The 26094-nt window shown below is 69.0% G+C and carries 28 protein-coding genes; 20 read left to right on the forward strand and 8 right to left on the reverse strand.

From position 1 onward, the window contains the following. The first annotated feature begins 49 nt into the window (after positions 1-49). Positions 50-2035: a GDSL-type esterase/lipase family protein gene (locus ITJ43_RS06965; RefSeq protein ID WP_194583081.1), complete on the forward strand. Its 1986-nt coding sequence runs from the start codon at positions 50-52 to the stop codon at positions 2033-2035. A 26-nt stretch (positions 2036-2061) separates the two neighbouring features. Here the strand turns inward: ITJ43_RS06965 and ITJ43_RS06970 are convergent, their stop codons facing one another. Next, positions 2062-2235: a DUF5302 domain-containing protein gene (locus tag ITJ43_RS06970; RefSeq protein WP_194583082.1), complete on the reverse strand. Its 174-nt coding sequence runs from the start codon at positions 2233-2235 to the stop codon at positions 2062-2064. Between the two features lie 286 nt (positions 2236-2521). On the opposite strand from ITJ43_RS06970, the gene ITJ43_RS06975 reads away from it, so the two are divergent. From ITJ43_RS06975 to ITJ43_RS06990, 4 genes are all read left to right on the forward strand, one after another. Continuing rightward, positions 2522-4801, forward strand: coding sequence for a polyribonucleotide nucleotidyltransferase (locus ITJ43_RS06975; protein WP_194583083.1), 2280 nt, complete (start codon positions 2522-2524; stop codon positions 4799-4801). Positions 4802-5094: 293 nt separating this feature from the next. Further along, positions 5095-6114: an aldo/keto reductase gene (locus tag ITJ43_RS06980; protein ID WP_194583084.1), complete on the forward strand. Its 1020-nt coding sequence runs from the start codon at positions 5095-5097 to the stop codon at positions 6112-6114. A 110-nt stretch (positions 6115-6224) separates the two neighbouring features. Continuing rightward, positions 6225-6824, forward strand: a complete 600-nt coding sequence (locus tag ITJ43_RS06985) for a histidine phosphatase family protein (RefSeq protein ID WP_194583085.1) — start codon at positions 6225-6227, stop codon at positions 6822-6824. Positions 6825-6973: 149 nt separating this feature from the next. After that, positions 6974-7177, forward strand: a complete 204-nt coding sequence (locus tag ITJ43_RS06990) for a hypothetical protein (RefSeq protein ID WP_194583086.1) — start codon at positions 6974-6976, stop codon at positions 7175-7177. Here the strand turns inward: ITJ43_RS06990 and ITJ43_RS06995 are convergent. Further along, entirely contained in the window at positions 7160-7633 is a 474-nt protein-coding gene (locus ITJ43_RS06995) for a GNAT family N-acetyltransferase (RefSeq protein ID WP_194583087.1), read from the reverse strand. The genes ITJ43_RS06990 and ITJ43_RS06995 overlap by 18 nt on opposite strands. Before the next feature lie 44 nt (positions 7634-7677). Between ITJ43_RS06995 and ITJ43_RS07000 the strand changes: the two genes are divergently transcribed. Together ITJ43_RS07000 and ITJ43_RS07005 are read left to right on the forward strand one after the other, a co-directional pair. Beyond that, on the forward strand, positions 7678-8496 hold the full coding sequence (locus ITJ43_RS07000) for a 4-hydroxy-tetrahydrodipicolinate reductase (RefSeq protein WP_194583088.1): 819 nt from the start codon (positions 7678-7680) through the stop codon (positions 8494-8496). Then, entirely contained in the window at positions 8493-8951 is a 459-nt protein-coding gene (locus ITJ43_RS07005; protein ID WP_194583089.1) for a hypothetical protein, read from the forward strand. The genes ITJ43_RS07000 and ITJ43_RS07005 overlap by 4 nt, the downstream gene beginning before the upstream one ends. Here ITJ43_RS07005 and ITJ43_RS07010 read toward each other — a convergent pair whose 3' ends face one another. From ITJ43_RS07010 to ITJ43_RS07020, 3 genes are all read right to left on the reverse strand, one after another. Continuing rightward, complete coding sequence (locus tag ITJ43_RS07010) at positions 8952-9866, reverse strand: TIGR01777 family oxidoreductase (protein ID WP_194583090.1); 915 nt, start codon at positions 9864-9866, stop codon at positions 8952-8954. Continuing rightward, positions 9859-10284 carry an OsmC family peroxiredoxin gene (locus ITJ43_RS07015; protein WP_194583091.1) on the reverse strand — a complete coding sequence of 142 codons (426 nt, stop codon included), beginning with the start codon at positions 10282-10284 and terminating at the stop codon, positions 9859-9861. Before ITJ43_RS07015 ends, ITJ43_RS07010 begins: the two co-directional genes overlap by 8 nt. A 110-nt stretch (positions 10285-10394) precedes the next feature. Further along, positions 10395-10832, reverse strand: a complete 438-nt coding sequence (locus ITJ43_RS07020; protein ID WP_194583092.1) for a TlpA family protein disulfide reductase — start codon at positions 10830-10832, stop codon at positions 10395-10397. Between the two features lie 100 nt (positions 10833-10932). On the opposite strand from ITJ43_RS07020, the gene ITJ43_RS07025 reads away from it, so the two are divergent. From ITJ43_RS07025 to ITJ43_RS07085, 13 genes are all read left to right on the forward strand, one after another. Continuing rightward, positions 10933-11754 carry a thymidylate synthase gene (locus tag ITJ43_RS07025; protein WP_194583212.1) on the forward strand — a complete coding sequence of 274 codons (822 nt, stop codon included), beginning with the start codon at positions 10933-10935 and terminating at the stop codon, positions 11752-11754. Continuing rightward, complete coding sequence (locus ITJ43_RS07030; RefSeq protein ID WP_194583093.1) at positions 11751-12248, forward strand: dihydrofolate reductase; 498 nt, start codon at positions 11751-11753, stop codon at positions 12246-12248. Before ITJ43_RS07025 ends, ITJ43_RS07030 begins: the two co-directional genes overlap by 4 nt. A 58-nt stretch (positions 12249-12306) precedes the next feature. Continuing rightward, on the forward strand, positions 12307-13071 hold the full coding sequence (locus ITJ43_RS07035; RefSeq protein ID WP_194583094.1) for an SDR family NAD(P)-dependent oxidoreductase: 765 nt from the start codon (positions 12307-12309) through the stop codon (positions 13069-13071). Positions 13072-13127: 56 nt separating this feature from the next. Next, on the forward strand, positions 13128-14105 hold the full coding sequence (gene dapA / locus ITJ43_RS07040; RefSeq protein WP_194583095.1) for a 4-hydroxy-tetrahydrodipicolinate synthase: 978 nt from the start codon (positions 13128-13130) through the stop codon (positions 14103-14105). A 47-nt stretch (positions 14106-14152) separates the two neighbouring features. After that, a complete protein-coding gene (locus ITJ43_RS07045; protein WP_194583096.1) occupies positions 14153-15829 on the forward strand; it encodes a ribonuclease J in 1677 nt (558 codons plus the stop codon). 25 nt (positions 15830-15854) lie between these two features. After that, a complete protein-coding gene (locus tag ITJ43_RS07050; RefSeq protein WP_194583097.1) occupies positions 15855-16349 on the forward strand; it encodes a GNAT family N-acetyltransferase in 495 nt (164 codons plus the stop codon). Positions 16350-16450: 101 nt separating this feature from the next. Next, positions 16451-19132, forward strand: a complete 2682-nt coding sequence (locus ITJ43_RS07055; RefSeq protein WP_194583098.1) for an FtsK/SpoIIIE family DNA translocase — start codon at positions 16451-16453, stop codon at positions 19130-19132. A 25-nt stretch (positions 19133-19157) separates the two neighbouring features. Further along, on the forward strand, positions 19158-19742 hold the full coding sequence (gene pgsA, locus ITJ43_RS07060) for a CDP-diacylglycerol--glycerol-3-phosphate 3-phosphatidyltransferase (protein ID WP_194583099.1): 585 nt from the start codon (positions 19158-19160) through the stop codon (positions 19740-19742). Continuing rightward, positions 19739-20296 (forward strand): CinA family protein, encoded by a 558-nt coding sequence (locus ITJ43_RS07065; protein WP_194583100.1) that lies wholly within the window; start codon positions 19739-19741, stop codon positions 20294-20296. The genes pgsA and ITJ43_RS07065 overlap by 4 nt, the downstream gene beginning before the upstream one ends. Before the next feature lie 186 nt (positions 20297-20482). Beyond that, a complete protein-coding gene (locus ITJ43_RS07070; protein ID WP_194583101.1) occupies positions 20483-20803 on the forward strand; it encodes a helix-turn-helix domain-containing protein in 321 nt (106 codons plus the stop codon). A 1-nt stretch (position 20804) separates the two neighbouring features. Continuing rightward, positions 20805-21029: a DUF3046 domain-containing protein gene (locus ITJ43_RS07075; protein WP_194583102.1), complete on the forward strand. Its 225-nt coding sequence runs from the start codon at positions 20805-20807 to the stop codon at positions 21027-21029. Positions 21030-21323: 294 nt separating this feature from the next. Continuing rightward, the gene (gene recA / locus ITJ43_RS07080; protein ID WP_194583103.1) at positions 21324-22379 is read left to right on the forward strand and encodes a recombinase RecA; all 1056 of its coding nucleotides are present in this window, start codon (positions 21324-21326) and stop codon (positions 22377-22379) included. Beyond that, entirely contained in the window at positions 22379-23110 is a 732-nt protein-coding gene (locus ITJ43_RS07085; protein ID WP_194583104.1) for a regulatory protein RecX, read from the forward strand. Before recA ends, ITJ43_RS07085 begins: the two co-directional genes overlap by 1 nt. 6 nt (positions 23111-23116) lie before the next feature. Here ITJ43_RS07085 and ITJ43_RS07090 read toward each other — a convergent pair whose 3' ends face one another. The 3 genes from ITJ43_RS07090 to ITJ43_RS07100 are packed head-to-tail and all read right to left on the reverse strand — an operon-like array spanning position 23117 to position 26018. Next, on the reverse strand, positions 23117-23887 hold the full coding sequence (locus ITJ43_RS07090; protein WP_194583105.1) for an ABC transporter ATP-binding protein: 771 nt from the start codon (positions 23885-23887) through the stop codon (positions 23117-23119). Beyond that, the gene (locus ITJ43_RS07095; protein WP_228495491.1) at positions 23884-24954 is read right to left on the reverse strand and encodes an iron chelate uptake ABC transporter family permease subunit; all 1071 of its coding nucleotides are present in this window, start codon (positions 24952-24954) and stop codon (positions 23884-23886) included. Before ITJ43_RS07095 ends, ITJ43_RS07090 begins: the two co-directional genes overlap by 4 nt. Then, positions 24951-26018, reverse strand: a complete 1068-nt coding sequence (locus tag ITJ43_RS07100; RefSeq protein WP_194583106.1) for an ABC transporter substrate-binding protein — start codon at positions 26016-26018, stop codon at positions 24951-24953. The genes ITJ43_RS07095 and ITJ43_RS07100 overlap by 4 nt, the downstream gene beginning before the upstream one ends. Positions 26019-26094 lie beyond the last annotated feature (76 nt).

Genomic DNA, 26094 nt, shown 5'->3' on the forward strand with positions numbered 1-26094 from the left:
GGGGCCCGTCAGCGTGTCGACGCGCCTCTTCACCCGCGACGCTGGAGTCATGAGAGTCGCGTTCGTCGCCGAGTCGTTCCTGCCTCACATGAACGGAGTCACCGGCTCCGTTCTCCAGGCCGTGCGCCACCTCACCGCGAACGGCCACGAAGCCCTCGTGGTGGCGCCCGGCGGCCCCGGCGCGCGGGCTGATGCGCAGACCACCCTCCTTCCCTCCGTTCCCCTGCCCGCCTATCCCCAGGTGCGGATCGCGCTCGGACGCACCGGCGCGCTCGCCGGCATCCTGAGGGACTACCGTCCCGATGTCGTCCACCTCGCGTCACCCTTCGTGCTGGGCTGGCGTGCAGTCGCGGCCGCGGATGCGCTCGGCCTGCCGACGGTCGCCGTCTACCAGACCGACGTCATCGCGTACGCCCGCAAATACGGTCTGCCCCGAGCGACGGCGTTCACCGCCGCTCACGTGGCGCGCCTGCACCGTCGCGCGACCCTCACCCTCGCGCCGTCGTCGTCGGCTCTGCATCAGCTGCACGAGCTCGGTGTGGATCGGACACGGCTGTGGGGCCGGGGCGTGGACACCGAGCGATTCCGACCGGATCGGCGCAGCGAGGCGTGGCGGTCGTGGATCGCGCCGGGGGAGATCATCGTCGGCTACGTCGGGCGACTCGCTCCCGAGAAGCAGGTGGAGGATCTCGCCGTCATCGCCGACATGCCCGGGGTACGTCTGGTCATCGTCGGCGACGGGCCGGCGCGGCCGCGCCTGGAACGCGCTCTGCCGCGGGCGGTCTTCCTCGGTCATCTGGGCGGAGCCGAGCTCGCGCAGGCGCTGGCCGGCTTCGACGTCTTCGTCCACCCCGGCGAGAGCGAGACGTTCGGCCAGACGATTCAAGAGGCGCACGCCAGCGGCGTCCCCGTGGTCGCGACCGGACGCGGCGGCCCCGTCGATCTCGTGCACTCCAGCGTCGACGGCTGGCTCTATCGCCCTGGCGACCTCGACGACCTCCGCGATCGTGTGCGCGACCTCGTCGGCGACGCGACCAAGCGGCAGGCTTTCGGTGCCGCCGCGCGCGCCGCCGTGGAGGGGCGCACCTGGCCGGCGATGATCGACCGGCTCCACGAGCACTATCTCGAAGCGCAGCGACTGCACGCCGTCGATCGTGCGCCGCGGTCCGCGCGCCCGCTACGACGCGTGCAGGCGGCCCCGGCGATCGCCGATGTGCCCGCCGAGGCCGTAACCGCGCCGAGGGAGTGGAGCCGCATCGTGGCGCTCGGCGACTCGCTCACCGAGGGGCTGTGCGACACCTCGCGCATGCCCGAGGGGCAGTATCGCGGCTGGGCCGATCGGCTGGCGACGCTGCTCGCCCAGCGCTCACCGGCGGTCGTCCGCTACGCCAACCTCGCCGTGCGCAGCCGCCGCGTGGCCGACCTGGTCGCCGAGCAGCTTCCCCGTGCGCTTGCGCTTCGGCCCGATCTGGCCACGGTCTTCATCGGCGCGAACGACCTCGTTTCCCATCGCGCCGATCCGGCGCGCGTCGCCGCACAGGTCGACGACGCCGTGGCGGCGCTCCGACGCGCGGGCAGCGACGTGCTGCTCGTGACACCCTTTCTTCCCGACCGGCGCGCGTCGGCGCTGTTCGCCCGGCGCTTCGCCGTGTTCGCCGACCATGTGCGTGACATCGCCGCGCGCCACGGTGCGTTCCTCCTCGACCTCGAGAACGATCACGAGATCGGTGAACGCGCGAAGTGGGCGCACGACAAAGTGCACCTCAGCTCGAGCGGGCATCGGTTCGTGTCCTACCGGGCGGCCGACGTGCTCGGTCTGCCCGACATCGAGGCGCTCGGCGCGCTCGAAGCGGTCCTGCACGCCGACCAGGATCGTCCGGTCACGGGGCTGTGGCTGACGCGGGATGCGCTGCCGTGGGTGTGGCGGCGGATGCGCGGCCGCACCGCGGGGGACGCGGTCACAGCGAAGCACATCGACTACATCGACATCCCCGCGGGCGGCTCGCCCGAGCGGTCGAAGGCTCCGCACAGTTGAGGCGGCGCAGACGACCGCCGGCGTGCTCAGCCGCTCTTGCGGCGGAACTCGCGCTTGGGCATGGCGCCCTGGCCGTTGTGAACGGAGGAGTCGCCGTCGAGGTGGGCTTCGCCGGTGCGCCGCTGCGCGTTCTTCTTGTCGAGCGCCTCCCTGAACTTGCGCTTCATCTCCTCGGATGCGGTGGTGTCGTCGGTGCTCATGCCCTCCACCATACGCAGGGGAGGGCCCGACTGATAGGATTGTGCAGGTTGCCGTGGATCTTCCGCGGCATCCGGAGCAGGCCGGCAGGAAGCTGGTCTCCTGTGGTGGGTTCCCGTTCGACGCATTCCGACGCGAACGGTGGCTTTCTACTGGTGGCCAGCGCTGACCGACGCGGCGGCGCCCACAACGGTGTCGCTGCGCGTCTGGAACTGCCTGATCCTGCTCCTTCGCACGATCTCGTGCGCGAAACGCGCGCGCGAGTCTAAACAAAGAAGGAGAGACCTCTTGGAAGGTCCTGAAATCACCGCCGCCGAAGCCGTTCTCGACAACGGCCGATTCGGCACCCGCACCATCCGGTTCGAGACCGGACGACTCGCGCAGCAGGCACAGGGTGCCGTTGCCGCGTACCTCGACGAAGAGACCATGCTGCTGTCGGCCACGAGCGCCGGCAAGCACCCGCGTGAGGGCTTCGACTTCTTCCCGCTGACCGTCGACGTCGAAGAGCGTTCCTACGCGGCAGGCAAGATCCCCGGTTCGTTCTTCCGCCGCGAGGGCCGCCCCTCCACCGAGGCCATCCTGGTCTGCCGTCTCATCGACCGTCCGCTGCGACCGTCGTTCGTCGACGGCCTCCGCAACGAGGTGCAGATCGTCGTCACCGTCCTGAGCATCGCTCCGGGCGAGTTCTACGACGCGCTCGCGATCAACGCGGCATCCCTGTCGACGCAGATCTCCGGTCTGCCGTTCTCGGGCCCGATCGCCGGTGTGCGCCTCGCGCTCATCCCCGGCCAGGGCGAGCACGCCGATCAGTGGGTCGCCTTCCCGACGGCCGCGCAGGTCGACGAGGCGGTCTTCGACCTGATGGTCGCCGGCCGCGTGCTGGACGACGGCGACGTCGCGATCATGATGGTCGAGGCCGAAGCCACCGAGAACAGCTGGAACCTCATCAAGGCCGGCGCCGTCAAGCCCAGCGAGGAGATCGTCGCGCAGGGTCTCGAGGCCTCCAAGCCGTTCATCAAGGAACTGGTCGCCGCGCAGAACGTCGTGGCGAACACCGCGGCGAAGGAGATCCAGCCGTACCCGGTCTTCCCGCCGTACGCGAAGGAGACCTACGACTTCGTCGCCGGTCGTGCGTACGACCGTCTGGTGCCCGTTTACCAGATCGCGGACAAGGTCGAGCGCCAGAACGCCGACGACGCCGTCAAGGACGAGGTCAAGGCGCAGGTGCTGGCCGCCATCGAGGCCGGCGAGCTGCCCGCCACGGCGGCAGCCGAGTTCGGTGCCGCCTACAAGTCGGTGACCAAGCTCATCGTTCGTGGCCGCATCCTCAGCGAGGGCGTTCGCATCGACGGCCGTGGCCTCGCTGACATCCGTCCGCTGGATGCCGAGGTTCAGGTCATTCCGCGCGTGCACGGCTCCGCGATCTTCCAGCGCGGTGAGACCCAGATCCTGGGCGTCACCACGCTGAACATGCTCAAGATGGAGCAGCAGATCGACTCGCTCTCGCCGGTGACGCACAAGCGTTACATGCACCACTACAACTTCCCGCCGTACTCGACCGGTGAGACCGGTCGCGTCGGTTCGCCGAAGCGTCGCGAGATCGGGCACGGCTTCCTCGCCGAGCGCGCCCTCGTGCCGGTGCTGCCGAGCCGCGAGGAGTTCCCCTACGCCATCCGTCAGGTCTCCGAGGCGCTCAGCTCCAACGGCTCGACCTCGATGGGTTCGGTCTGCGCATCGACCCTGTCGTTGCTGAACGCGGGTGTGCCGCTGCGCGCTCCCGTGGCCGGCATCGCGATGGGTCTCGTCTCCGACCAGGTCGACGGTCAGACCCGCTACGCGGCGCTGACCGACATCCTCGGTGCCGAAGACGCCCTCGGTGACATGGACTTCAAGGTCGCCGGTACCAGCGAGTTCGTCACGGCGATCCAGCTCGACACGAAGCTCGACGGCATCCCGTCGTCGGTGCTCACCGCGGCGCTGACGCAGGCCAAGGACGCCCGCATGACGATCCTGAATGTCCTGAACGCCGCTATCGACGGTCCGGACGAGATGGCGCCGACCGCGCCGCGCGTGATCAGCGTGCAGATCCCGGTCGACAAGATCGGCGAGCTGATCGGCCCCAAGGGCAAGACGATCAACGCGATCCAGGACGAGACCGGCGCGCAGATCTCCATCGAGGAGGACGGCACCGTCTACATCGGCGCGACCGACGGCCCCGCGGCGGAAGCCGCTCGTGCCCAGGTCAACGCGATCGCCAACCCGACCAACCCCGAGGTGGGCGAGCAGTTCCTCGGAACCGTCGTCAAGCTCGCGGCGTTCGGCGCGTTCATCTCGCTCCTGCCCGGCAAGGACGGCCTGCTGCACATCAGCGAGGTCCGCAAGCTCGCCGGTGGCAAGCGCGTCGAGAACGTCGAAGACGTGCTCGGCGTCGGTCAGAAGCTCCTGGTCAAGATCACCAAGATCGACGACCGCGGCAAGCTGTCACTCGAGCCCGTGCTCGAAGAAGCCGCCGACCAGGAAGGCCGTGCGGCCGCCAGCGAGGGCCCGGAGGCTCCCGCCGAAGGTTGAGCACTCACGGTTGCGTCGTTCCTCGTGAACGGCGCAACCGGCACGGACAACGGATGCCCGCTTCCTCCCGTCTCGGAGGGGCGGGCATCCGTTCGTTCACCCGCTGTCCTCCGAATGGGGGACGCGCGCGGTCTGAAACCGAGTCCGTGACGTAAGCGTTATGGAATGTTTACCGTTCGTTCCGTTCAATGCGCGGTCGCGCCGCGGGGCTGCCCTACCCTCGGAACTACGCATCGGGGGGTGGGTATCGAGAAGCACGGGCCGCAACCGCGGCACCGCGAGGGGGTGAACGGATGGGTTACTTCGGCGTAGGGACCACGCCCACCACACCGCGCGCCGTGGCGCCGCACCCCTCCTCGCCCATTCCCGTCCAGGGGGCACCTGTGGGATCCGGCATCCGCACGACGCTCGGCGAGTCCGGGCTCGACGTCTTCCCCCTCCTGCTCGGTGCGGCCGAATTCGGCTGGCACGTCGATCTTTCCGCAGCTCACGGCATCCTCGACGCCTACCGAGAATGGGGCGGCAACGCCGTGCACACCTCCGACGGCTACGCCGCGGGACGCAGCGAACACATCGTCGGTCAGTGGCTGCGTCGTCGCGCCATCCGTGACGAGATCGTGCTGGCCGTGCGCGTCGGCTCGAACCCCGACCATCCGGGACTCGGGCCGGTCAACCTCATCCGTGCCGTCGAAGCGTCGCTCACGCGTCTGCAGACCGACCGCATCGACGTGCTCTACCTCGATGCGACGTCCGATGACGTGACATCGCTGGAAGACACGCTGGCCACCGTGGAGTGGCTCATCGAGGCCGGCAAGGTGCGCGCCGTCGGCGCATTCGGACATTCCGCCGCACAGCTGGTCGAAGCGCGCATCCTCGCGTCGGCGGGGTACCCCCGGTTCACGGTGCTGGATGTTCCGTACAACCTTCTGCGCCAGTCCGACTTCGAGGGGGACCTCCGCCTGGTCGCGGGAGCGCAGGGCATCGCCGCCACGCCGTCACAGGCGCTCGAGCACGGCTATCTCGCCGGCGTGCACCGCGACCGTTCTCACATCGCGTATTCCGTCCGCGGCATTCAGTTGGCGGCCGCGATGAACCGGCGCGGCGCTCGCACCCTGCGCGCGCTCGACCGCATCGGTGCCGAGCTGTCGATTCCGCCGTCCGCGGTCGCGATCGCCTGGCTACTCGCTCAGCGCACCGTGGCGGCTCCGATCGTGAACGTGTTCGCTGTCGACCACGTCGAAGAGCTCGTGCAGGGCGTCGGCGCGCCGCTGAGTCGTGCGCACCTGGCCGACATCGCCCGCGCCACCCAGTGACGCGACGTCCGTTCGCACGCGCTGGACAGCGTCTGTCAAGCCCGGATCGGGCGTCGGGACGCTGACGTAGGGTGTGATGAGGCCCACCCCCTGGCGAGACGAGAGCTGACGTGACGCATTACCTATATCTTGTGCGGCACGGAGAGCACCTCGACGCGGAGCACGGCCTCGAAGACGGGCCACTTTCGCCGCGGGGCCGGCGTCAGGCCGAACTCCTGGCCGATCGCCTGTCGGGCGTGCCTCTGGATGCCGTGTGGCATTCGCCGCTCGAGCGTGCCGCCGAGACCGCCCGCACCGTCTCGGGCCGGCTACCCGCCGTGACACCCGAGCCGTCGGCTCTGCTGTTCGACTGCATCCCGACCGGCATGCAACCCGACACCCCGGCGATCTACGAGCCCTTCTTCGGTTCGTACACCGACGCGGAGATCGACGCCGGGCGCGCGCAGATGGGCGACGCCGTCGCGGAGTTCCTGGTGCGCAAGCCCTCCGCCCATGAACTGCTCATCACCCACAACTTCGTTATCGCGTGGTTCGTGCGCGAGGTGCTCGACGCCCCTGAGTGGCGGTGGATGACCATCAATCAGGCGCACTGCGGACTGACGGTCCTCGCCCAGCGCAAGGGCCGGCCGTGGACCCTCGTCACCCACAACGACCTCGCGCACCTGCCGATGGAGCTGCGCACGGGCCTTCCCGAAGTTCCGCCGGTCTGACCGGGCCAGGTTCTCGCACCCGCCCGGCCCCGGTGGGGCCCGGTGTGCACAACTCCGGAGTTTCACCGCGTCGGGGGCCGAGATTGTCGTCGCGGCGGGGCAGAACCGGTCTGCGCTGCAGAAATCTCCGGAGATGTGAACCGCGGGTGATGCCAGGTGATGCCGAGCTGTTCCTTTATCGCGTGCGCATGGCCGTCATCCGCTTCCTCCGTCGAGTCGTCGGATGCGCACTCATCGGCTTCGGCTTCGGAGCGGTTGTCGGTGCGGTCGTCTGCGGCGGCCTGGGGGCTCTGATCGGAGCGGGCGTCGGATTCGCGCTCGTGATCGTGCCTCCGTCAGAGGATCTTGCCTAGCCATCGCGTCGCGTTGGGGTTGTCGTTGTACGGCTCGATCGCGACGAAACCGGAGCCGGAGTACAGGGCACCGGCCGCTTCGAGGGTGTGATGGGTGTCGAGTACGAGCTCGGCCGCGCCGAAGTCGCGGGCACGCTCCTCCAGATCCTCCAGAAGCAGTCGACCCCAGCCGCGTCCGCGGGTTCGCGGTTGCAGGAACAGGTGCTTCACCTCGTAGCGGACGCCCGCGGGCCCGTCCTCGACGCGGCGGATGCCGCCGCATCCGACGTCGGCGCCGTCCTCGTCGTCTGTCACGACGACGAACACGCCCGCCGGTGGGGTGAACACGGATGCCACGGGGAACGCCGGACGGTACGCCTGGCCCTGCGGAAACGCGTCAGCGCGCATCTGGAAGTACTCCGCGAGGAGTGCGTGTGCGCGCGGATCATCAGCGGGGAGCGGGTGGAGTCGGACCATCGTTCGAGCGTATCCGCGTCGGCGCGACGGCCTAGGCTGAAAGCATGACGACCAGAGTGGCCCTCGTGGGCGGCACCGGCAAGCTCGGCGCGATCATCGCCGGTGTGATCGACGAGATGGACGACTTCGAAACGGTCGCGGTGCTGCGCTCGTCGAGCGATCTGGCCGAAATGGACGGCGCAGACCTGGTCGTCGACGCGTCGGTCCCCGGCGTCTCGATCGACGTCGTGCGCGCCGCGATCGAGCGCGGCAAGAACGTCCTGGTCGGCACGTCGGGCTGGTCCACCGAGCGCATCGCGCTCGTGCGTCCCCTCGTGGATGCCGCGGGTACGGGCGCCGTCTTCATCCCGAACTTCTCGCTCGGTTCGGTCGTCGCGACGGCGCTCGCCGCCGCGGCCGCGCCGTTGTTCCCGTCGATCGAGATCGTCGAAACACACCGTGAGACGAAGGTCGATTCGCCCAGTGGCACGGCGGTGCGAACCGCAGAGCTGATTGCGGACGCGCGCGCTCTCGTCGGCCCCGTCGAGTCACCGCACGTCGACCAGCGCGCGCGAGGCCAGCAAGTCGCGAGCGTCCCCATCCACTCGCTGCGCCGCCCGGGCGTCGTGGCCAAGCAGGAGACGATCCTGTCGGCTCCGGGGGAGTCGATCGCGATCGTGCACGACACGATCGATCCGGCGCGCGCCTACGGGCCCGGCATCCGCGTCGCCCTTGCCGCCGCCCGCGACGCGCGAGGCGTGACGGTGGGTCTCGACGCGCTCATCGATCTCGGCCTCGGACCTCGCCGTGGCGAAGCCGAAACGTCTCACGTCGTCGACGAGGGCGCCGTGCCGGGGCAGGTCGCCCGCGTCACCGGCGTATGAAGGCCCGGCTCGGCGTCGCCGTCATGGCGGTGCTGCTCGCGCTGTACATCGTCCTCGTCGCGCAGCGGGCCTGGTTGCTGCTGACGTCGGCGCAGCCGATCGGCATCGCGATGGGAGTGGCCCTCGTCGTGCTCCCGCTCATTGCCGCGTGGGCGCTGTGGCGCGAAATCTCGTTCGGTCGCAGCGCCGAACGGCTGGCCACTCGCCTCGAGGACGAGCACGCGCTTCCCGCGGAAGAGCTCGACGTCCGCGTCAGCGGCCGCCCCGACCGCGCGCAGGCCGATGCCGTCTTTCCCGCCTATCGCGCTGACGTGGAGCAGCATCCCGACGACTGGAGGGCATGGTTCCGGCTGGGTCTCGCGTACGATGGCGCGGGGGATCGTCGCCGCGCCCGAGAGGCGATCCGACGCGCCATCGTCGTCGAGAAGTCGCCGAGCGCGAGCTCTTCCGACTGATCAGGCCGGAACGGCAGCTGCGACGGCGTCCTCCACTCGAGGGTGGCTGAACGCGAAGCCGGATGCGGTGAGCACCTCGGGTACGACGTGCATGTCGCTCGTGAGCAACCCCTCGGCGGCGTCGCGACCGAGAACGAGCTTCAGAGCCCACTCCGGCACCCGCAGCAGGTACGGACGGTTCATGCGCCGGGCCAGCGCGAAGCCGAGATCGTTCGCTGTCGCACGCTCGGGGCCGGTGAGGTTCACTGGACCGGTGGTCTGGGTGTCGATCACGTGGCGGATCGCGCGGACCTCGTCCTCGAGTGAGATCCACGGCCACACCTGGGTTCCGCGGCCGATCGGGCCTGCCATTCCGAGTTTGGTGAGCAGCAGGAGCGGCTTCAGCACGCCCTGTGCGTGCACGACGGGCGCCGTGCGCAGCAGGGCCACTCGCGCGTTGTCGCCGGCGCCGCGAACCGCCGCGCCCTCCCACTCGCCGCAGAGGTCGGCGAGGAAAGAGTCGCCGCGAACCGACGTTTCCGTCAGCGTGACTCCGGGCGCAGAGGGGTAGTAGCCGACGGCCGACGACGAGACGAAGTGCGGCGCGGCGTCGCCGAGCGACCGGACTGCCGCCGCCAGAGCCTGTGTGGGAGCCACCCGCGACCAGAGCAGTTGGTGTTTGTACCGCGATGTCCACGGGAATCGTCCGAGGGTCGCCCCGTTCAGCCCGACGACAGCGCGTGCGCCCTCGAGCACCGCGGGCGGCAGCGGAGTGCGGCCCGGGTCCCAGGAGACCTCGTCGGATACGGCGCTCTCGCGGCGCACCAAACGCGTCACGGGGATGCCGTCGCGGCGAAGCGACGCGGTCAGCGCGCGTCCGATCAGGCCCGACGCCCCCGCGATGACGACGCGGCCCTCGTCCTTCGCGTCAGGCAAGCGTCGCCTCGAGGGTGATCTCGATGCCGGCCAGCGCTGCCGATACCGGGCATCCGGTCTTGGCTTCGCCCGCGATGCGGGTGAAATCCTCCGCAGACAGGCCCGGCACGACGGCATTCACGTTCAGGTGCGACCCGGTGATTCCGGTGCCGGGGATGAAGGTGACGGATGCGGTCGTCTCGATGCTCTCCGGGGGAGTGCCGTTCTCGGCCAGCGCGTGCGAGAGCGCCATGCTGAAGCACGACGAATGGGCGGCGGCAATGAGCTCTTCGGGCGTCGTCACCGACGTCGACCCCTCGCTGCGTGCCTTCCAGTTGACGGCAAACGGCCCCTGGTTCGAGCTCTCCAGAGCGACCTCTCCCGACCCATCGGCCAGGGATCCCGTCCATCTCGTCGATGCTTCGCTGGTCACGCTCATGGCTGTTCCTCCGTTGTCGGGCCGGTGCTCGTGATCGAGCCTAGACGCGGCTCCGCCCGGGCGGAACGGGGGTGGTGGCCGCGGGAAACGACGCGCGGGGTCAGGAAACGTCAGATCGGGGCGGATGCCGCGGTCACGCGGGTGAGCTCGAGCTCGATCGCATGGCGGTTCGGGGTGCCCCCGAACCGGGTCTGGACGATGCCGTCACGGTCGAGGATGAGCGTCGTCGGCGTCTGCAGCACGTGGAAGTGCTTGGCGATGTCGGGGCGATGCGTGAGGTCGACGTCCAAATGCAGCACACCGTCGTGGGCGTCGGCGATGGAGCCGAGAACACGGTGCACACCGGGACACCGCGCGCACATCTCGGTGCTGAACTGCAACAGCGTCGCGCGTTCGCCGAGGTGCTGCGCTCCGAGGCGCTGCGGTTCGACGATCTCGTCCGGGTTCTGGCGGCGGGGACGGTTCTGCTTCCAGCGGAGGAACAGCCCCACCGAGACGGTCACCACGAGCAACGCGGCCAGCACGAGCACGGCGGGGACAACGGTCACAATGACCCACGATACCGCTACCACGGCCGCCGCGAATCGTCGCGTCGCCGTGTGACGGGCAGCGCGTCAGAGAGCCGGTGTGTCGGCGGGCGCCGGTAGTCTGGCTGGCGTGACCGCGGCATCCATCCCCACCCCGTACGAAGACCTCCTGCGCGAGGTGCTCGCCGACGGCGTGCACAAGGACGATCGCACCGGCACCGGGACGACGAGCGTGTTCGGCCGTCAGATCCGCTTCGACCTCGCGCAGGGCTTCCCGCTCATCACCACCAAGCGCGTGCATATGAAGTCGATCGTCTACGAACTGCTGTGGTTCCTGCGTGGCGAGTCGAATGTGTCCTGGCTGCAGCAGCACGGCGTGACCATCTGGGACGAATGGGCCGGCGCCGACGGCGAGCTCGGTCCCGTCTACGGGGTGCAGTGGCGCTCGTGGCCCACGCCGTCCGGCGAGCCGATCGACCAGATCTCGCAGGTCATCGACCAGATCCGCACCAATCCCGACTCGCGACGACTCATCGTCTCGGCGTGGAACCCCGCCGACATCCCCCGGATGGCGCTCGCACCATGCCACGCGCTCTTCCAGTTCTACGTCGCCGACGGCAAGTTGTCGTGCCAGCTCTACCAGCGCAGCGCCGACATGTTCCTCGGCGTGCCCTTCAACATCGCCTCCTACGCCCTGCTGACGATGATGATCGCGCAGCAGACCGGACTCGAGCCGGGCGACTTCGTCTGGACCGGCGGCGACTGCCACGTGTACGACAACCACATCGAGCAGGTGCGCGAGCAGCTTTCCCGCGACCCGTACCCGTACCCGCGACTGGCGTTCGCCCGCAGGCCCGACTCGATCTTCGACTACACGTACGACGACATCGTGGTCGAGGGTTACCAGCACCACCCGGCGATTCGCGCGGCTGTGGCGGTATGACCCGGCTGGGCCTCATCTGGGCCGAAGCGCACGGCGGTGTCATCGGCAAGGACGGCGGGATGCCGTGGCAGGTGCCGGAGGATCTCGCCCATTTCCGCGCCACGACGATGGGTGTGCCGGTGATCATGGGGCGCCGCACGTGGGAGTCCTTCCCGCCGCGGTTTCGTCCACTGCCGGGGCGGCGCAACATCGTCGTCACACGCAACGAAAGCTGGTCTGACGACGGCGCCGAGCGCGCCGCCTCGCTCGATGCCGCGGTGGCGCTCGTGGGTGGCGAGCCGTCGACGTGGGTCATCGGCGGGGCGGGACTGTTCGCCGAAGCGATCGGTCGTGCCGACGTCCTCGAAGTCACTCAGCTCGATCTCGACGTCGACGGAGACACTTTCGCTCCCTCACACGACGGGTGGAGCGTCGCGGGCGTCGAGCCCGACGTCGGATGGTCGGTGTCGCGCTCGGGTGTGCCGTATCGCTTTCTGACGCTGATTCGTCCCTGAGGCGCTGATCCGTTCCCGACGCCGACCCATCGGCTCGCGCGGCGGGTACCGTGGCGCTATGGCGAAGACGGCTGTGGTCACGGGTGCGAGTTCGGGTCTCGGTGCGGAGTTCGCACGCCAACTCGCCGCGAGGGGCGCGAGTCTGGTCCTCGTCGCGCGCGACCGCGGTGCGCTCGAGGAGCTGGCCGATCGGCTGCGGGCGGAGTACCGCGTCGACGTCGAGGTGTTGCCCGCCGATCTGGTCGACGACGTCGGCTTGGCCGCCGTCGTCGAGCGCGTCGGCGATCGTCGGCGACCGATCGGCATCCTCGTGAACAACGCCGGGTTCGGGCTCGACCTCGATTTCGCGGCGAACGACATCGCCGATGAGCAGCGTCACCTCGACCTGCATGTGCGGGCCACGATGCATCTGAGCCATGCTGCGCTGGGCGCGATGCTCGAGCGGGGGAGCGGCCGCATCCTCAACGTCGCCTCCGTCGCGGGCTTCCTGCCGCGCGGGACGTACGGCGCTGTCAAAGCGTGGGTGATCTCCTTCAGTCGCTGGGCCAACGCGGTGTACCGCCCCCGCAGCGTGACGGTGACGGCCGTGTGTCCCGGCTTCACCCACACGAACTTCCACGAACGGCTGGGGCTTCCGCCCGGGCAGGAAGGGATTCCCGCGGCTATGTGGCTGGATGCCGCCGACGTGGTGCGCGAGGCGTTGCGCGATGCCGCGCGCGGCAAAGCGGTGTCGATCCCGTCGCTGCGCTACAAAGCGCTGATCGCTCTCACGCGGATTTTGCCCGGCCCGTTGGCCGCGCGGCTCGCCAAAACCGGCCGCTGACCCCGAACGTGCGCGCGTGCTCCGACGGGCACGTCGCGAGCCGGTAGCCTGGAGGCATGACGCACTCGGGCAATCCCTTCGGACAGGTCCTCGTCGCCCTCGTCACTCCGATGACGGCCGACGGTGAAGTGGACTGGCCCGCGGTCGAGAAGCACATGGATGACGTCATCACGGCGGGCGCCGACGGCATCGTCGTCACCGGCACGACCGGTGAGACCAGCACGCTCACCGACCCCGAGAAGCTCAGGCTCGTCGAGGTAGGCAAGTCGGTTTCCGCAGGCCGCGCCAAGATCATCACCGGCGGCGGGTCCAACGAGACGGCTCATGCCATCGAGCTGTACAAGGCGAGCGAGAAGGCCGGCGCCGACGGCATCATGATCGTCACGCCGTACTACAACAAGCCCACGCAGGCCGGCATCCTGACGCACTTCCGCCTCGTCGCGGATGCCACCGATCTGCCGGTCATCCTCTACGACATCCCGGGACGTACCGGGGTGCCGATCAAGTACGAGACGATCCTTCGCCTCGCCAACCACCCGAACATCCTCGCCGTCAAAGACGCCAAGGGCGACTTCAGCGAGGTCAGCCGGGTGCTGAACCAGACCGACCTCATGTACTTCTCGGGCGACGACGCGAACGTGCTGCCGCACCTGTCGATCGGCGCCGCGGGACTGATCGGTGTGACGGCGAACATCACTGCCACGCCGTATCGCGTGATCGTGGATGCCGTCAACCGCGGCGACCTTGCCACGGCGACCGCCGCGCACCAGCAGCTCGAGCCACTGGTGCGGGCCGTGATGACGCACGTTCCCGGCACCGTCAGCGCGAAGTACATCCTGCACGGGCTGGGTCGCATCTCCAGTCCTCGCGTCCGTCTGCCCCTCGTCGGCCCCGAAGAGTGGGAGGCCGCCCTCATCGAGGACGAACTCGCGCTCGTGAAGGGCGTCGACGGCGCCGACTTCTCCAACTTCCGACCCGACCGCAACGCCGCCGCCGGCGGCGCGCTCCCCAAGGTCCACGGCACCACCCGCTGAGCGACAGCTTCACCGGTGGATGCCGCGGCATCCGCGAAAGGCAGACGATGCCCACGACGTTCTACGACCCGCCCGCCCTCGCGCCCGAAACCCTCCGCGTCATCCCGCTCGGGGGACTCGGCGAGATCGGGCGCAACATGACGGTCTTCGAGTACGAGGGAAAGCTCCTCATCGTCGACTGCGGCGTGCTCTTCCCCGAAGAGCACCAGCCCGGCGTCGACCTCATCCTCCCCGACTTCGAGCCGATCAAGAATCGCCTCGACGATGTCGTGGGCGTCGTGCTCACGCACGGCCACGAGGACCACATCGGCGCGGTGCCGTACCTGCTGCGCCTGAAGAGCGACATTCCGCTCATCGGCTCGAAGCTGACACTCGCGCTCGTGGAGGCGAAGCTCAAGGAGCACCGCATCAAGGCGTACACCCTCACCGTCGCCGAAGGTCAGGAAGAACAGGTCGGCCCGTTCGACCTCGAGTTCGTCGCCGTCAACCACTCCATTCCCGACGCCCTGGCCGTGGCGATCCACACCGATGCCGGCACCGTCCTGGCCACCGGCGACTTCAAGATGGATCAGCTCCCGCTGGACGGGCGCCTCACCGACCTGCGGGCCTTCGCGAGCCTCGGCGAGGACGGCGTCGACCTCTTCCTCGTCGACTCCACCAACGCCGACGTGCCCGGCTTCACCCCCCTCGAGCGCGACATCGGCCCGGTTTTGGATCAGGTCATCGCCAAGGCTCAGCGCCGGGTGATCGTGGCGAGCTTCTCGAGCCACGTGCACCGAGTGCAGCAGGTCATCGACGCGGCCGCCGCCAACGGCCGTCGCCTGGCGTTCCTCGGCCGCTCGATGGTGCGCAACATGACCATCGCCGAAGAACTGGGCTACCTGCACGTACCCGACGGTGTGCTCATCGACTACAAGAAGGCGAAGGATCTGCCGGACGATCGCATCGTCTACATGTCGACCGGTTCGCAGGGTGAGCCGATGGCGGTGCTCAGCCGCATGGCGAACCTCGATCACGCGATCGAGCCCGGCCCCGGCGACACCGTGATCCTGGCCTCCAGCCTCATCCCCGGAAACGAGAACGCGGTCTACCGCGTGATCGACGGGCTCACGAAGCTGGGTGCCAACGTCGTGCACAAGGGCAACGCCAAGGTGCACGTGTCGGGTCACGCCGCCGCGGGGGAGTTGCTGTACTGCTACAACATCCTCAAGCCCCGCAACGTCATGCCGGTGCACGGCGAGTACCGCCACCTCATCGCGAACGCCAAGCTCGCGCAGGACACCGGCATCCCGCCGGAGAACACGATCATCGCCGAGAACGGCACCGTGGTCGACCTCGCGGACGGCGTCGCGCGCGTCGTCGGCCAGCTGGACATCGGCTTCGTCTACGTCGACGGCTCGACCGTCGGTGAGATCACCGACGCCGACCTGAAGGATCGACGCATCCTCGGCGAGGAGGGCTTCATCTCGGTGATCGTGGTGGTCGACGCCGCCACCGGTCGCGTCATCACCGGCCCGGAGATCCACGCCCGCGGGTTTGCGGAGGACGACGCCGTGTTCGATGCGGTCAAGCCCAAGATCGCCGCGGCCCTCACCGAAGCGGCACAGTCTGGGGTGCGTGACACCCGCGCCATGTCGCAGGTGGTGCGCCGCACGATCGGACGCTGGGTCAATCAGTCGTTGCGTCGGCGCCCGATGATCGTTCCGCTCGTCATCGAGGCCTGAGCGCCAGACCGCTAGCATCGGGTCCATGCCCGCCCGCTTCCGCGTTCGACCTGCCACGCAGGCCGATGGCGCGTTTCTCGGCGACATGGTCGTCGAGGCTGCGAACTGGCGACCGGGGGCCGCGCGCCCGCGACACGAGGTGCTGACGCATCCCGACCACACCCGGTACATCTCGGGCTGGATGCGGCCGGGCGATGCCGGCGTGGTCGCGATGGATCCGCAGGACGTTCCGATCGGAGCGGCCTGGTATCGGATGCTGCCGCGCACCGACCCGGGCCTCGGGTACGTCGGCACGGGGGTTCCCGAGCTGATCATCGGGGTGCGGCCGATCTGGCGTGCGCACGGTGTCGGTCGCGCGTTGCTGCAACGGCTGTGCGAGCACGCGCGCGAGCAGGGATTCGGGCGGATCAGTCTCTCGGTCGAGCGGGGGAACTACGCGCAGACCCTCTATCGCAGCGAAGGGTTCGCGCTGACGCAGGCCGGCCACGGCCGCGACACCATGGTCAAGCGTCTGCGCTGAGCGCTCTGCGCTGAGTGCCGAGTGCGGAACGGCCCCGCGGAGATGGGGCGCCGGCCGCGTCAATCCGGGCAACCGGGGGCCCTTCGGCCTACCGTGGAGTAATGGCACGATCCACGAGCACGCCCACGAACGCCCGCGCGTCCGCGAAGGGCTCCTCGACGCGTGCCCGCAAGCCGGCGCCGGCTCCCAAGAAGTACGTCGACGAGGAAGACCGCCCGTCCGTCGGGTCGCGTGCCTGGCTCGGTGTGGCCCATGCGGTCGGCGGTATGTTCCGCGCCTTCGGTCTCGAGACGCTCGAGAAGGACCAGCGTCGCGACGGCTTCCCCTTCTTGATCGTGCTTCTCGCCGCCATCGGCGCCGTCAACGAGTGGTTCTTCATCGGCAACGAGGCCGCCACCCAGATCAGCGCGTACACGGTGGGCCTGTTCGTCGGGCGTGTGGCCTTCATCATGCCCGTCCTGCTCCTGGTTCTCGCAGGCTGGCTCTTCCGGCATCCGCCGTCCGTCCACGACAACGGTCGCATCGGCATCGGCTTCGGACTGTTCGTCCTCTCGATCGCGGGTTTCTGCCACGTGGCAGGTGGAAGGCCGCAGCCGTCGCAGGGGATGCCGGCGCTCAGCGCGGCCGGCGGCCTGTTCGGGTGGACGGTCGGCGAGCCGCTCTCCCTGCTGACGAACATCGGTGCCTATCTGGTGCTTGCCGCTCTCACATTCCTCAGCATCCTGATCCTCACGAAGACCCCGCCGAACCGCATCGGCCGTCGCCTGGGTGACCTGTACGCATGGATGTTCGACGCCGAACGCCCCGCCCCCGCGGACCCCGCGGTGACCGGGCCGACGGTCGCCTTCGATGCAGCGCCGGACGCCGCCGACAAGGACCTCCCGTGGTGGCGCCGCAACAAATCGGGTCGCGAAGAGGACGTCGACGGGCACCTCGGACCCGATGCCCTGACGGCCTTGCTGGACACCAGCGTCGACGGAGGCTTCGAACAGGCTGTCGCCGTTCCCGCAGCGCCGGTGCTGCCCGATGCGCCGACCGAGATCATCGATCCCGCCGTCATCGCGAACGCGAAGAAGGCGGCGGCTCGCCGTGCCGACACCGGCATCCGTGAAGACAGCGGCGAGATCGTGCTCGACGACGGCACCCTGCCCGGCATCTCGGGCCTCGGCGACGATCACGACGGCCGTCCGCCGCAGGCGCCCTATCTGCTCCCCTCCGTCGCCGCGCTCGCGCAGGGCACGCCCCCCAAAGCACGCTCGGAGGCGAACGACCGTGTCGTGGCCGCCATCATGGGTGTCTTCGAGCAGTTCGGCGTCGACGCCCGGGTGACCGGCTTCTCGCGCGGACCCACAGTGACGCAGTACGAGATCTCGCTCGGCCCCGGCGTCAAGGTCGAACGCATCACCGCGTTGACGAACAACATCGCATATGCCGTCGCCTCCAACGAGGTGCGCATCCTCGCGCCGATTCCGGGCAAGAGCGCGATCGGCGTGGAGATCCCCAACGCCGACCGCGAGATCGTCACGCTCGGCGACGTGCTGCGCTCGCCCGCATCGACGAGTCAGACCCACCCCATGACCATCGGCGTCGGCAAGGACGTCGGCGGCGGCTACGTCGTCGCGAACCTCGCAAAGATGCCCCATCTGCTTGTGGCCGGCTCGACCGGATCGGGCAAGTCGAGCTTCGTCAACTCGATGATCACCAGCCTGCTCATGCGGGCCAAACCGTCCGAAGTGCGGATGGTGCTCATCGACCCCAAGCGCGTGGAGCTGACGAGCTACGCCGGCGTGCCGCACCTGATCACCCCTATCATCACGAACCCGAAGAAGGCGGCCGAAGCGCTGCAATGGGTCGTGAAAGAGATGGACATGCGATACGACGACCTCGCGTCGTTCGGCTTCCGCCACATCGACGACTTCAACCGCGCCGTCGTCGCCGGGGAGATCAACCTCCCGGTCGGCAGCGAGCGGGTGCTGAAGCCCTATCCATACCTGCTGGTCGTCGTCGACGAGCTCGCCGACCTCATGATGGTCGCCCCGCGCGATGTCGAAGATTCGATCGTTCGCATCACCCAGCTGGCGCGCGCGAGCGGCATCCACCTCGTGCTGGCCACCCAGCGGCCCTCGGTCGACGTGGTCACGGGCCTCATCAAGGCCAATGTGCCGTCGCGACTCGCCTTCGCCGTGACGAGCGTCACCGACTCGCGCGTCATCCTCGACCAGCCGGGCGCCGACCGCCTCATCGGCCAGGGCGACGGGCTGTTCCTGCCGATGGGCGCCTCCAAAGCCATCCGCGTGCAGGGCGCGTGGGTGGCGGAGAGCGAGATCGAGAAGGTCGTCAACCACGTCAAGAACCAGGCACGGCCCGACTATCGCTCCGATGTGCAGGTCGTCGCGGAGAAGAAAGAGATCGACGCGGATATCGGCGACGACCTCGACCTGCTGCTGGCTGCCGCGGAGCAGATCATCTCCACCCAGTTCGGGTCGACCTCGATGCTGCAGCGCAAGCTCCGCGTCGGCTTCGCCAAGGCCGGCCGTCTGATGGACCTGCTCGAGTCGCGAGAGATCGTGGGCCCGTCGGAGGGTTCCAAGGCCCGCGATGTGCTCGTCACTCCCGATCAGCTGCCGGAGGTGCTGGCGCGGCTGCGCGGAGACAAGCCGCCCGCTGCGGTCCCGGCGGACCCGTACGGCCCGGATGCCGTGGCGTCGCAGTTCAGCGGCCTGGAGGCCGTCGACGGTGACGAGGGCTCCGAGGACGCCTGGAGTCTCACGGGCCGGGACTGAAAGCCCCGAAAGGTAGGCTCTGCTCGTGGCGATTCCCCGGCAGCTCCCCAATGCGATCACGATCGTGCGCATCCTCTGCGCACCGATCTTCCTGTGGATGCTCCTGGCCGACCAGGGCGCGGACGGTGCCCTGCGCTGGTGGGCGGCGGTCCTGTTCATCGTCGCGATCGCGACCGACGGCATCGACGGCTACCTCGCGCGTCGGTACGAGGTCGTCACCGATCTCGGCAAGCTGCTCGACCCCATCGCCGACAAGGCGTTGACCGGCTGCGCCTTCGTCGGTCTGTCGATCCTGGGCGAACTGCCGGTGTGGGTCACCGTGCTCGTGCTCGTGCGGGAGATCGGCATCACGGTACACCGCCTGGTGGTCGCGAGCGACCACGTCGTCGCCGCCGCCTGGATGGGCAAGCTGAAGACCGTCGCTCAGGCGGTCGCGCTCTCGCTCGCCCTCCTGCCGCTGTGGACCGTCGTGGGGGAGTGGATCCACGTCGTCAACACGGTCACGATGTGGATCGCCGTGATCCTCACCCTCGCCAGCGGTCTCGACTACGTCGTGACCGAGGTGCGCGGGGCACGGGGCTCACGGGGCGCGGACGGATCTGCGCGATGAGCACGCCCTCGATTCCAGGCTCCTTCGAGTCCGACCTCGCTGAGGAGCTCGAGAGCACGCAGGTCTCGGCCGGACGCCGCACCGATCCCGAGCGCCTCGTCGCGCGTCTCGCCGAGCTTGGCTGGACGATCGCCGCGGCGGAGTCGCTCACCGGTGGGCTGGTCGCGGCATCCATCGTCTCGGTGTCCGGCGCCTCTCGTGTCTTCCGCGGCGGGGTCGTCGCCTACGCCACCGACGTCAAGGCGAGTCTCCTCGGTGTGGAGCAGCACCTGCTCGACGCACATGGGCCGGTACATCCGCGTGTCGCCAGCCAGATGGCCGAGGGAGCGCGCCGCGCTCTCGGCCGCGATGGCGTGCCCGCCGACGTGGGAATCGCGACGACCGGCATCGCCGGGCCCGTCTCGCCCGACGGACAACCGGTGGGCACCGTGCACATCGCGGTCGCGACGCCGCTGGGCTCGCGCGTCGAATCGGCGCAGCTCGATGGTGATCGCAACGGCATCCGCGCGGAGTCCGCGGCACGCGCCATTCGGCTCGTTCTCGACGCTCTGTGAACGCCCGTCCCCGCGCCGCGGTCGGTGACGCGGGGAATACCTCTCGTGTCGGGCCGGTTACGTATGAGCGATTCCCAACCATTACCCAGGCCTCGAGGGCTATCGTGGCCAGCACGTCGGGTACTGTTGTCCACCCGGGCACGCAGATCCGGACAGGGAATCACGAGTAGAGGAGGGGGCCCGAACATGATCCTGGTTCGTCAGGAGATCGGCGAAGTCCTGCGCGACTTCCGTCTGCAGAAGGGGCGCACCCTCCGTCAGGTCGCCGGCCGCGCGAGCGTCGCTCTCGGTTATCTCAGCGAAGTGGAGCGCGGTCAGAAAGAGGCATCGAGCGAGATCCTCGCCTCGGTCGCCGAAGCGCTCGACGTTCCCATCTCGACCATCATGCGTGAAGTGGGTGACCGTCTGTCGGTGCTGGAAGGCCTGCAGGTCTTCCCCGACGTCGTCCCCGACGACCTGGCCGCCCTCGAGGAGGGCATGGTTCAGCCCGAACTTTCGCTGCGCTGACGTGCGGCGCAGTGAATTCGCGCGAGCCGTCAACGACGAGTTCGGCGGGCGCGGTGCGACACTGGTCGCCGATCTCGCGCTGTCCGCGATCGGCCACCGCACGGCCGCGCAGGCACTGGATGACGGCCTAGATCCACGAGACATCTGGCTCGCCCTCTGCGCCGAGACCGACGTACCTCTCTCGCGTCGCCACGGCGTCGGCCTGAGGGAGCCGCGCAAGCGCTGAGCAGCGGCCGTGTTGGTGAGCGGGCGCTCGGCGAACAGCCGTGCGGCGTGTCGACGCATCGAAACTCTGTTCGATGCGCGTAGGCTCCTGCACAGGAGATGAACCGGGACTTTTGTCCACAGTATGCGGTGCCTCGGCGACGGATGTCGGAGCCCCTCTCTACCGTGGACAACGTCATCACGACACCTCCGCCTTGTCGCAGCGTCCTTCCCGTCGGGGAGGAGCGCGACAGCCTACAGGCGACGGAATCCCGACGCGGCGCAGCCGCCGACGGCAGAGCAGAAGGAGCACGCCATGCCCTCACCCGCTGATCGCGAGAAGGCCCTCGAATCCGCCCTCGCGCAGATCGACCGGCAGTTCGGAAAGGGCTCGGTCATGCGGCTGGGCAGCGACGACCGCGCCCCGGTCGAGGTCATTCCCACCGGCTCCATCGCCCTGGACGTCGCTCTCGGCGTGGGCGGACTGCCGCGCGGACGCATCATCGAGATTTACGGCCCGGAGTCGTCGGGTAAGACCACATTGACCCTGCACGCCATCGCGAACGTGCAGCGCGCCGGTGGCATCGCCGCCTTCGTCGACGCGGAGCACGCGCTGGATCCCGACTACGCCCAGAAGCTGGGCGTCGACATCGACCAGCTCCTCGTCTCGCAGCCCGACACGGGGGAGCAGGCGCTCGAGATCGCCGACATGCTCGTTCGATCCGGGGCCATCGACCTCGTCGTGATCGACTCGGTCGCGGCACTCGTGCCCAAGGCCGAGATCGAGGGTGAGATGGGTGACTCGCACGTCGGTCTGCAGGCCCGCCTGATGTCGCAGGCACTCCGCAAGCTCACCGGTGGGCTCAGCCAGACCAACACGACGATGATCTTCATCAACCAGCTGCGCGAGAAGATCGGCGTCTTCTTCGGTTCGCCCGAGACCACCGCCGGCGGTAAGGCGCTCAAGTTCTACGCCTCGGTGCGCCTCGACATCCGACGCATCGAAACGCTGAAAGACGGCACCGAAGCGGTGGGTAACCGTACTCGTGTCAAGGTCGTCAAGAACAAGATGGCTCCTCCCTTCAAGCAGGCCGAGTTCGACATCCTCTACGGCACCGGCATCTCGCGTGAGGGTTCCCTCATCGACTTCGGTGTGGAGCACGCGATCGTGAAGAAGTCGGGCGCGTGGTACACGTACGACGGGGAGCAGCTGGGTCAGGGCAAGGAGAACGCTCGTAACTTCCTGCTCAAGAACACTGACATCGCCGCCGACATCGAGACCAAGATCAAGCAGAAGCTCGGAATCGGTCAGCCGCGAGGCACAGCCGAGACCGCGCCGGCCGACGACCTGGCTGCGCGCCGCCCGGCCTGATGACCGCACAGCGCCACGAGGGCGAGCGCGATGAACTCGCCCCCGTGATCCCGCTCTTTGGAGGGCGGACGCCGAACCCGGAAGCTGCCGTGCCTCCGGACAGTCGGGCGCACGGTGCTCGTGAGCGCGTTGCGGAGGACGCGGGGGCGTCGCACGTCGACAGCGACAACACCTGGCATGTGACCTGGACGCAAGATCAGGCCGAGGCCGACCTCGACACCGACACAGCCGCCCTCGCCGAGAGTGTGGAGGCGGCGCTGCTGAAACGCCTCCGTACGCGATCGCTGTCGGAGCGGGAGGCGCGCGCTTACGTCCGCGAGCGAGAGCTCGCCGACGACGCGGCGGATCACGTCATCGAACGGCTGCGTCGGCACGGCTATCTGGACGACGCGGCGCTGGCCGAGCAACTGGTGCACAGCGGCGTCGAGCGGAAAGGTCAAGGACGGGTGATGCTCGTCCAGGCGCTCACCAAGCGGGGCATCGCGCGCGATGTGATCGATGCCGCGTTGGACGGGCTACCCGACGACGAAGCGGAGCGGGCGCTCGAGTTCGCGCGCCAGAAGGCCCACGCTATGCGCGATCTCGATCGTGACACAGCGCTGCGGCGCCTGTCGGGGCAGCTCGCTCGCCGCGGCTACGGAGCGACGGCTCTGTCTGCCGCGCGTCAGGCTCTCGACGAAGTCGGTCGTCCGTCGCGTCGACCGTCGGCGGGAACCGTCCGCTTCGAGTGATGCTCGTCAGACCACGGCGCGCAGGTACGTGATGGTCGGGCGGCCGTTCGACGGATCGACGTTTACGACGGTGCGCACTTCGTAGACGTCCGCGATCAGCTGCGGCGTCAGCACCTCCGCCGGCGTTCCCGCGGCAACCACCGCACCGGCACTCAGCACCAGGATGTGATCGCAGAACATCGCCGCGAGGTTCAGATCGTGCAGGGCGACGACGGTGGTCACCGGAAGCGTCGCCACGAGCGCGAGCAGGTCGAGCTGATGTCGGATGTCCAGATGGTTCGTCGGCTCGTCGAGCAGCAGTTCCCGCGGCTCCTGCGCCAGCGCCCGAGCGATGTGTGCGCGCTGGCGTTCGCCGCCCGAGAGCGCATGCCAATCCTGATCCGCCTTGGGTGTCAGCTGAACATGAGCGAGCGCGGCATCCACCGCACGATCGTCGGCCGTGGTGTCGCCTCCCCAGAGTGAGCGATATGGCGTTCGACCGAGCCGCACCACATCGCGCACCGTGAGCTCGACGTCGGTGTCGGCGTGCTGCGACACCGTCGCGACGGCGCGGGCCACGGCTCGGGGGCGGAGAGAAGTGATGTCGGCGTCGTCGAGCCTCACCACGCCGGCGTCGGGACGCGCCACGCCGTGCAACAGTCGCAGAAGCGATGACTTGCCCGACCCGTTCGGGCCCAACAGTCCGACCGTCGAACCCGTGGCGGGGTGCAGCGAAACGCCGTCGACGACAAGCCTGCCGCCACGTCGCCACGACACGCGGTCTGCCGACAGCGTCATCCGCGCACCTTCCGCCGACGCACCAGCAGCGCGACGAAAACCGGCACACCCACCAGCGCGGTGCCCACCCCGACGGGCAGCGGCGACGGGGCGAAGACGGTGCGCGACGCGGCATCCACCCACACCATGAAGAGGGCGCCGAGCACGATCGTCGTGGGAATGACCCGTGCGTGGCGTGAGCCGACCAGCAGCCGCGCGGCGTGGGGAAGCACGAGGCCGACGAAGCCGATGGCGCCGGCGACGCTGACGAGGGTGGCGGTGAGGAGTGCGGTGAGCACGAACAGCAGCAGGCGCACGCGGCCCACATGGATGCCGAGTGAGGCGGCGACGTCGTCGCCGAACGCGAACGCGTCGAGAATGTGTGCCGACGCGCTCACGAGAACGGCCCCGACGGCTACGACGGCAACGGCGAGCCACACCTGGCTCCACCGCATCCCCTCGAGCGATCCGAGCAGCCAGAACATCACGCCCCGCGTCGCATCGGAGTCGGCGAAGGCGAAGACGACCAGTGACGTCACGGCCGAGAAGAAGTGGGTGCCGGCGACACCGGCGAGGATGACGCCCGAGGTGGCCGCGGCCGCCGCGCGCGCGAGCAACAGCACGACCGCGAACGCGATCAGCGCGCCGGCGAACGCGCCGGCCGACAGCCCCAGCGCGCCGCCACCGAGTCCCAGGACGGCGACCAGCACCGCACCGGTCGACGCGCCCGAAGACACCCCCAGCACGAAGGGATCGGCCAGCGGGTTGCGCAGCAGCGCCTGCATGACCACGCCGCAGAGCCCCAGGCCCGCCCCGCACGCGGCGGCGACGAGCGCCCGCGGTAGCCGGTCTTCCCAGACGATCGCGTTCGCGGCGGCGCGCACGGGGATATCGGTGAGGCCGAGGTTGTTCGAGACGATGTCGCGAACGTTCACCAGCGAGACGTCGGCCGCGCCGAACGTCATCGCCGCGGCCACCGATGCGATGAGCGCGACGACACCCAGCCCGACGACGAGGGGGGCGCCGACTCTGCCGGTCCCGCGGCGCGGCGCCTCCGCTGCCGTCGTGGGCATCGTCGTCGTGCTCATCCCTGCGCTTTCTTGGTGTCCCACCAGGTACGGATCTTCTCCAGCGCGTCCACGAAGCGGATCGACGGATTCAGCTCGGCACCGTGCAACGCGATGATCGAGTTCGTCTGCACGGCGGGAATCGTGCGGGCAAGCGGATCCTGCGTGAGGAAGGTCAGCTTGTCATTGAGGCGATCACCGGGAAAGCGATCACGCTGCAGATCGCCCACGACGAGCACCGACGGCTGCGCCGCGACCATCGACTCCCAGCCGACGCCCGGCCAGTCGTCCGTGCTGCCGGCATACACATTGGTCATCCCCGTCATGGAGGCCAGCATCTGTGCCCAGCCGAGGCCCCCAGCGACGTAGGGCGTCTTCGTGTCGGCGAACCAGAAGGCCGCAGAGGCGCCGGAGAAGTCCATCCCCTGCGTGGCCGCCGCGGCACGGCTCGTGAGGTCGGCGATGAGCTTGTCGCCGCGGCTCTGCACGTCGAAGATCGTCGCGAGCTCGCGGATCTCCGTATAGAGCGTGTCGACCGTGAGTGGGGTCGTGCGCTGCCCGGTGCCGCCGTTGACGCTCTTGCCATTGTCGCAGTCGCTGGGTGCGAGGTACGACGGGATGCCGCTGGAAGCCAGCCGGTCGCGTGTCACCACGCCGCCCTCCTTGAAGTGGCGGCCGAACGAGGCGGTGACGAAATCGGGGTCCGCGCCCATCAGCACCTCGTACGTCGGAGCGTTGTCGGCCAGGCGCGGAACGGCGGCGTTCGCGTCGGCCAGGGCCGGGAGCACGGGATCGGTCCAGGAGGCCGTGCCGACCATGCGGTCCTGCAGACCCAGCGAGAGCAGAATCTCGGTGGAGTCCTGATCGAGTGAGACGGTGCGGGTCGGGGCGGCGGTGATGGTCACCGTCGTTCCGCAGTTCTCGATCGTCAGCGGATAGCTGGTGCGGCCCTCGCCGGCCGCCGCGCCGCTTGCGGCAGCGGGAACGGGCTCAGAGGCTCCGCACCCGGTCAGGGCGGTGAGGCCCGTCGCCGCGACGGCGGCAAGGGCGATCGTGCGCAGGGCGCGCGAGACATTCGCTGCCATGGGACTCCTTTGGTTCTCCGAGCCCCGTGTGGCCGGGGTGGGCAAAGGCAAGGGTACCCTAACCTCCTGGGGTGTC

Source organism: Microbacterium sp. VKM Ac-2870 (assembly GCF_015350795.1).
Classification (GTDB): domain Bacteria; phylum Actinomycetota; class Actinomycetes; order Actinomycetales; family Microbacteriaceae; genus Microbacterium.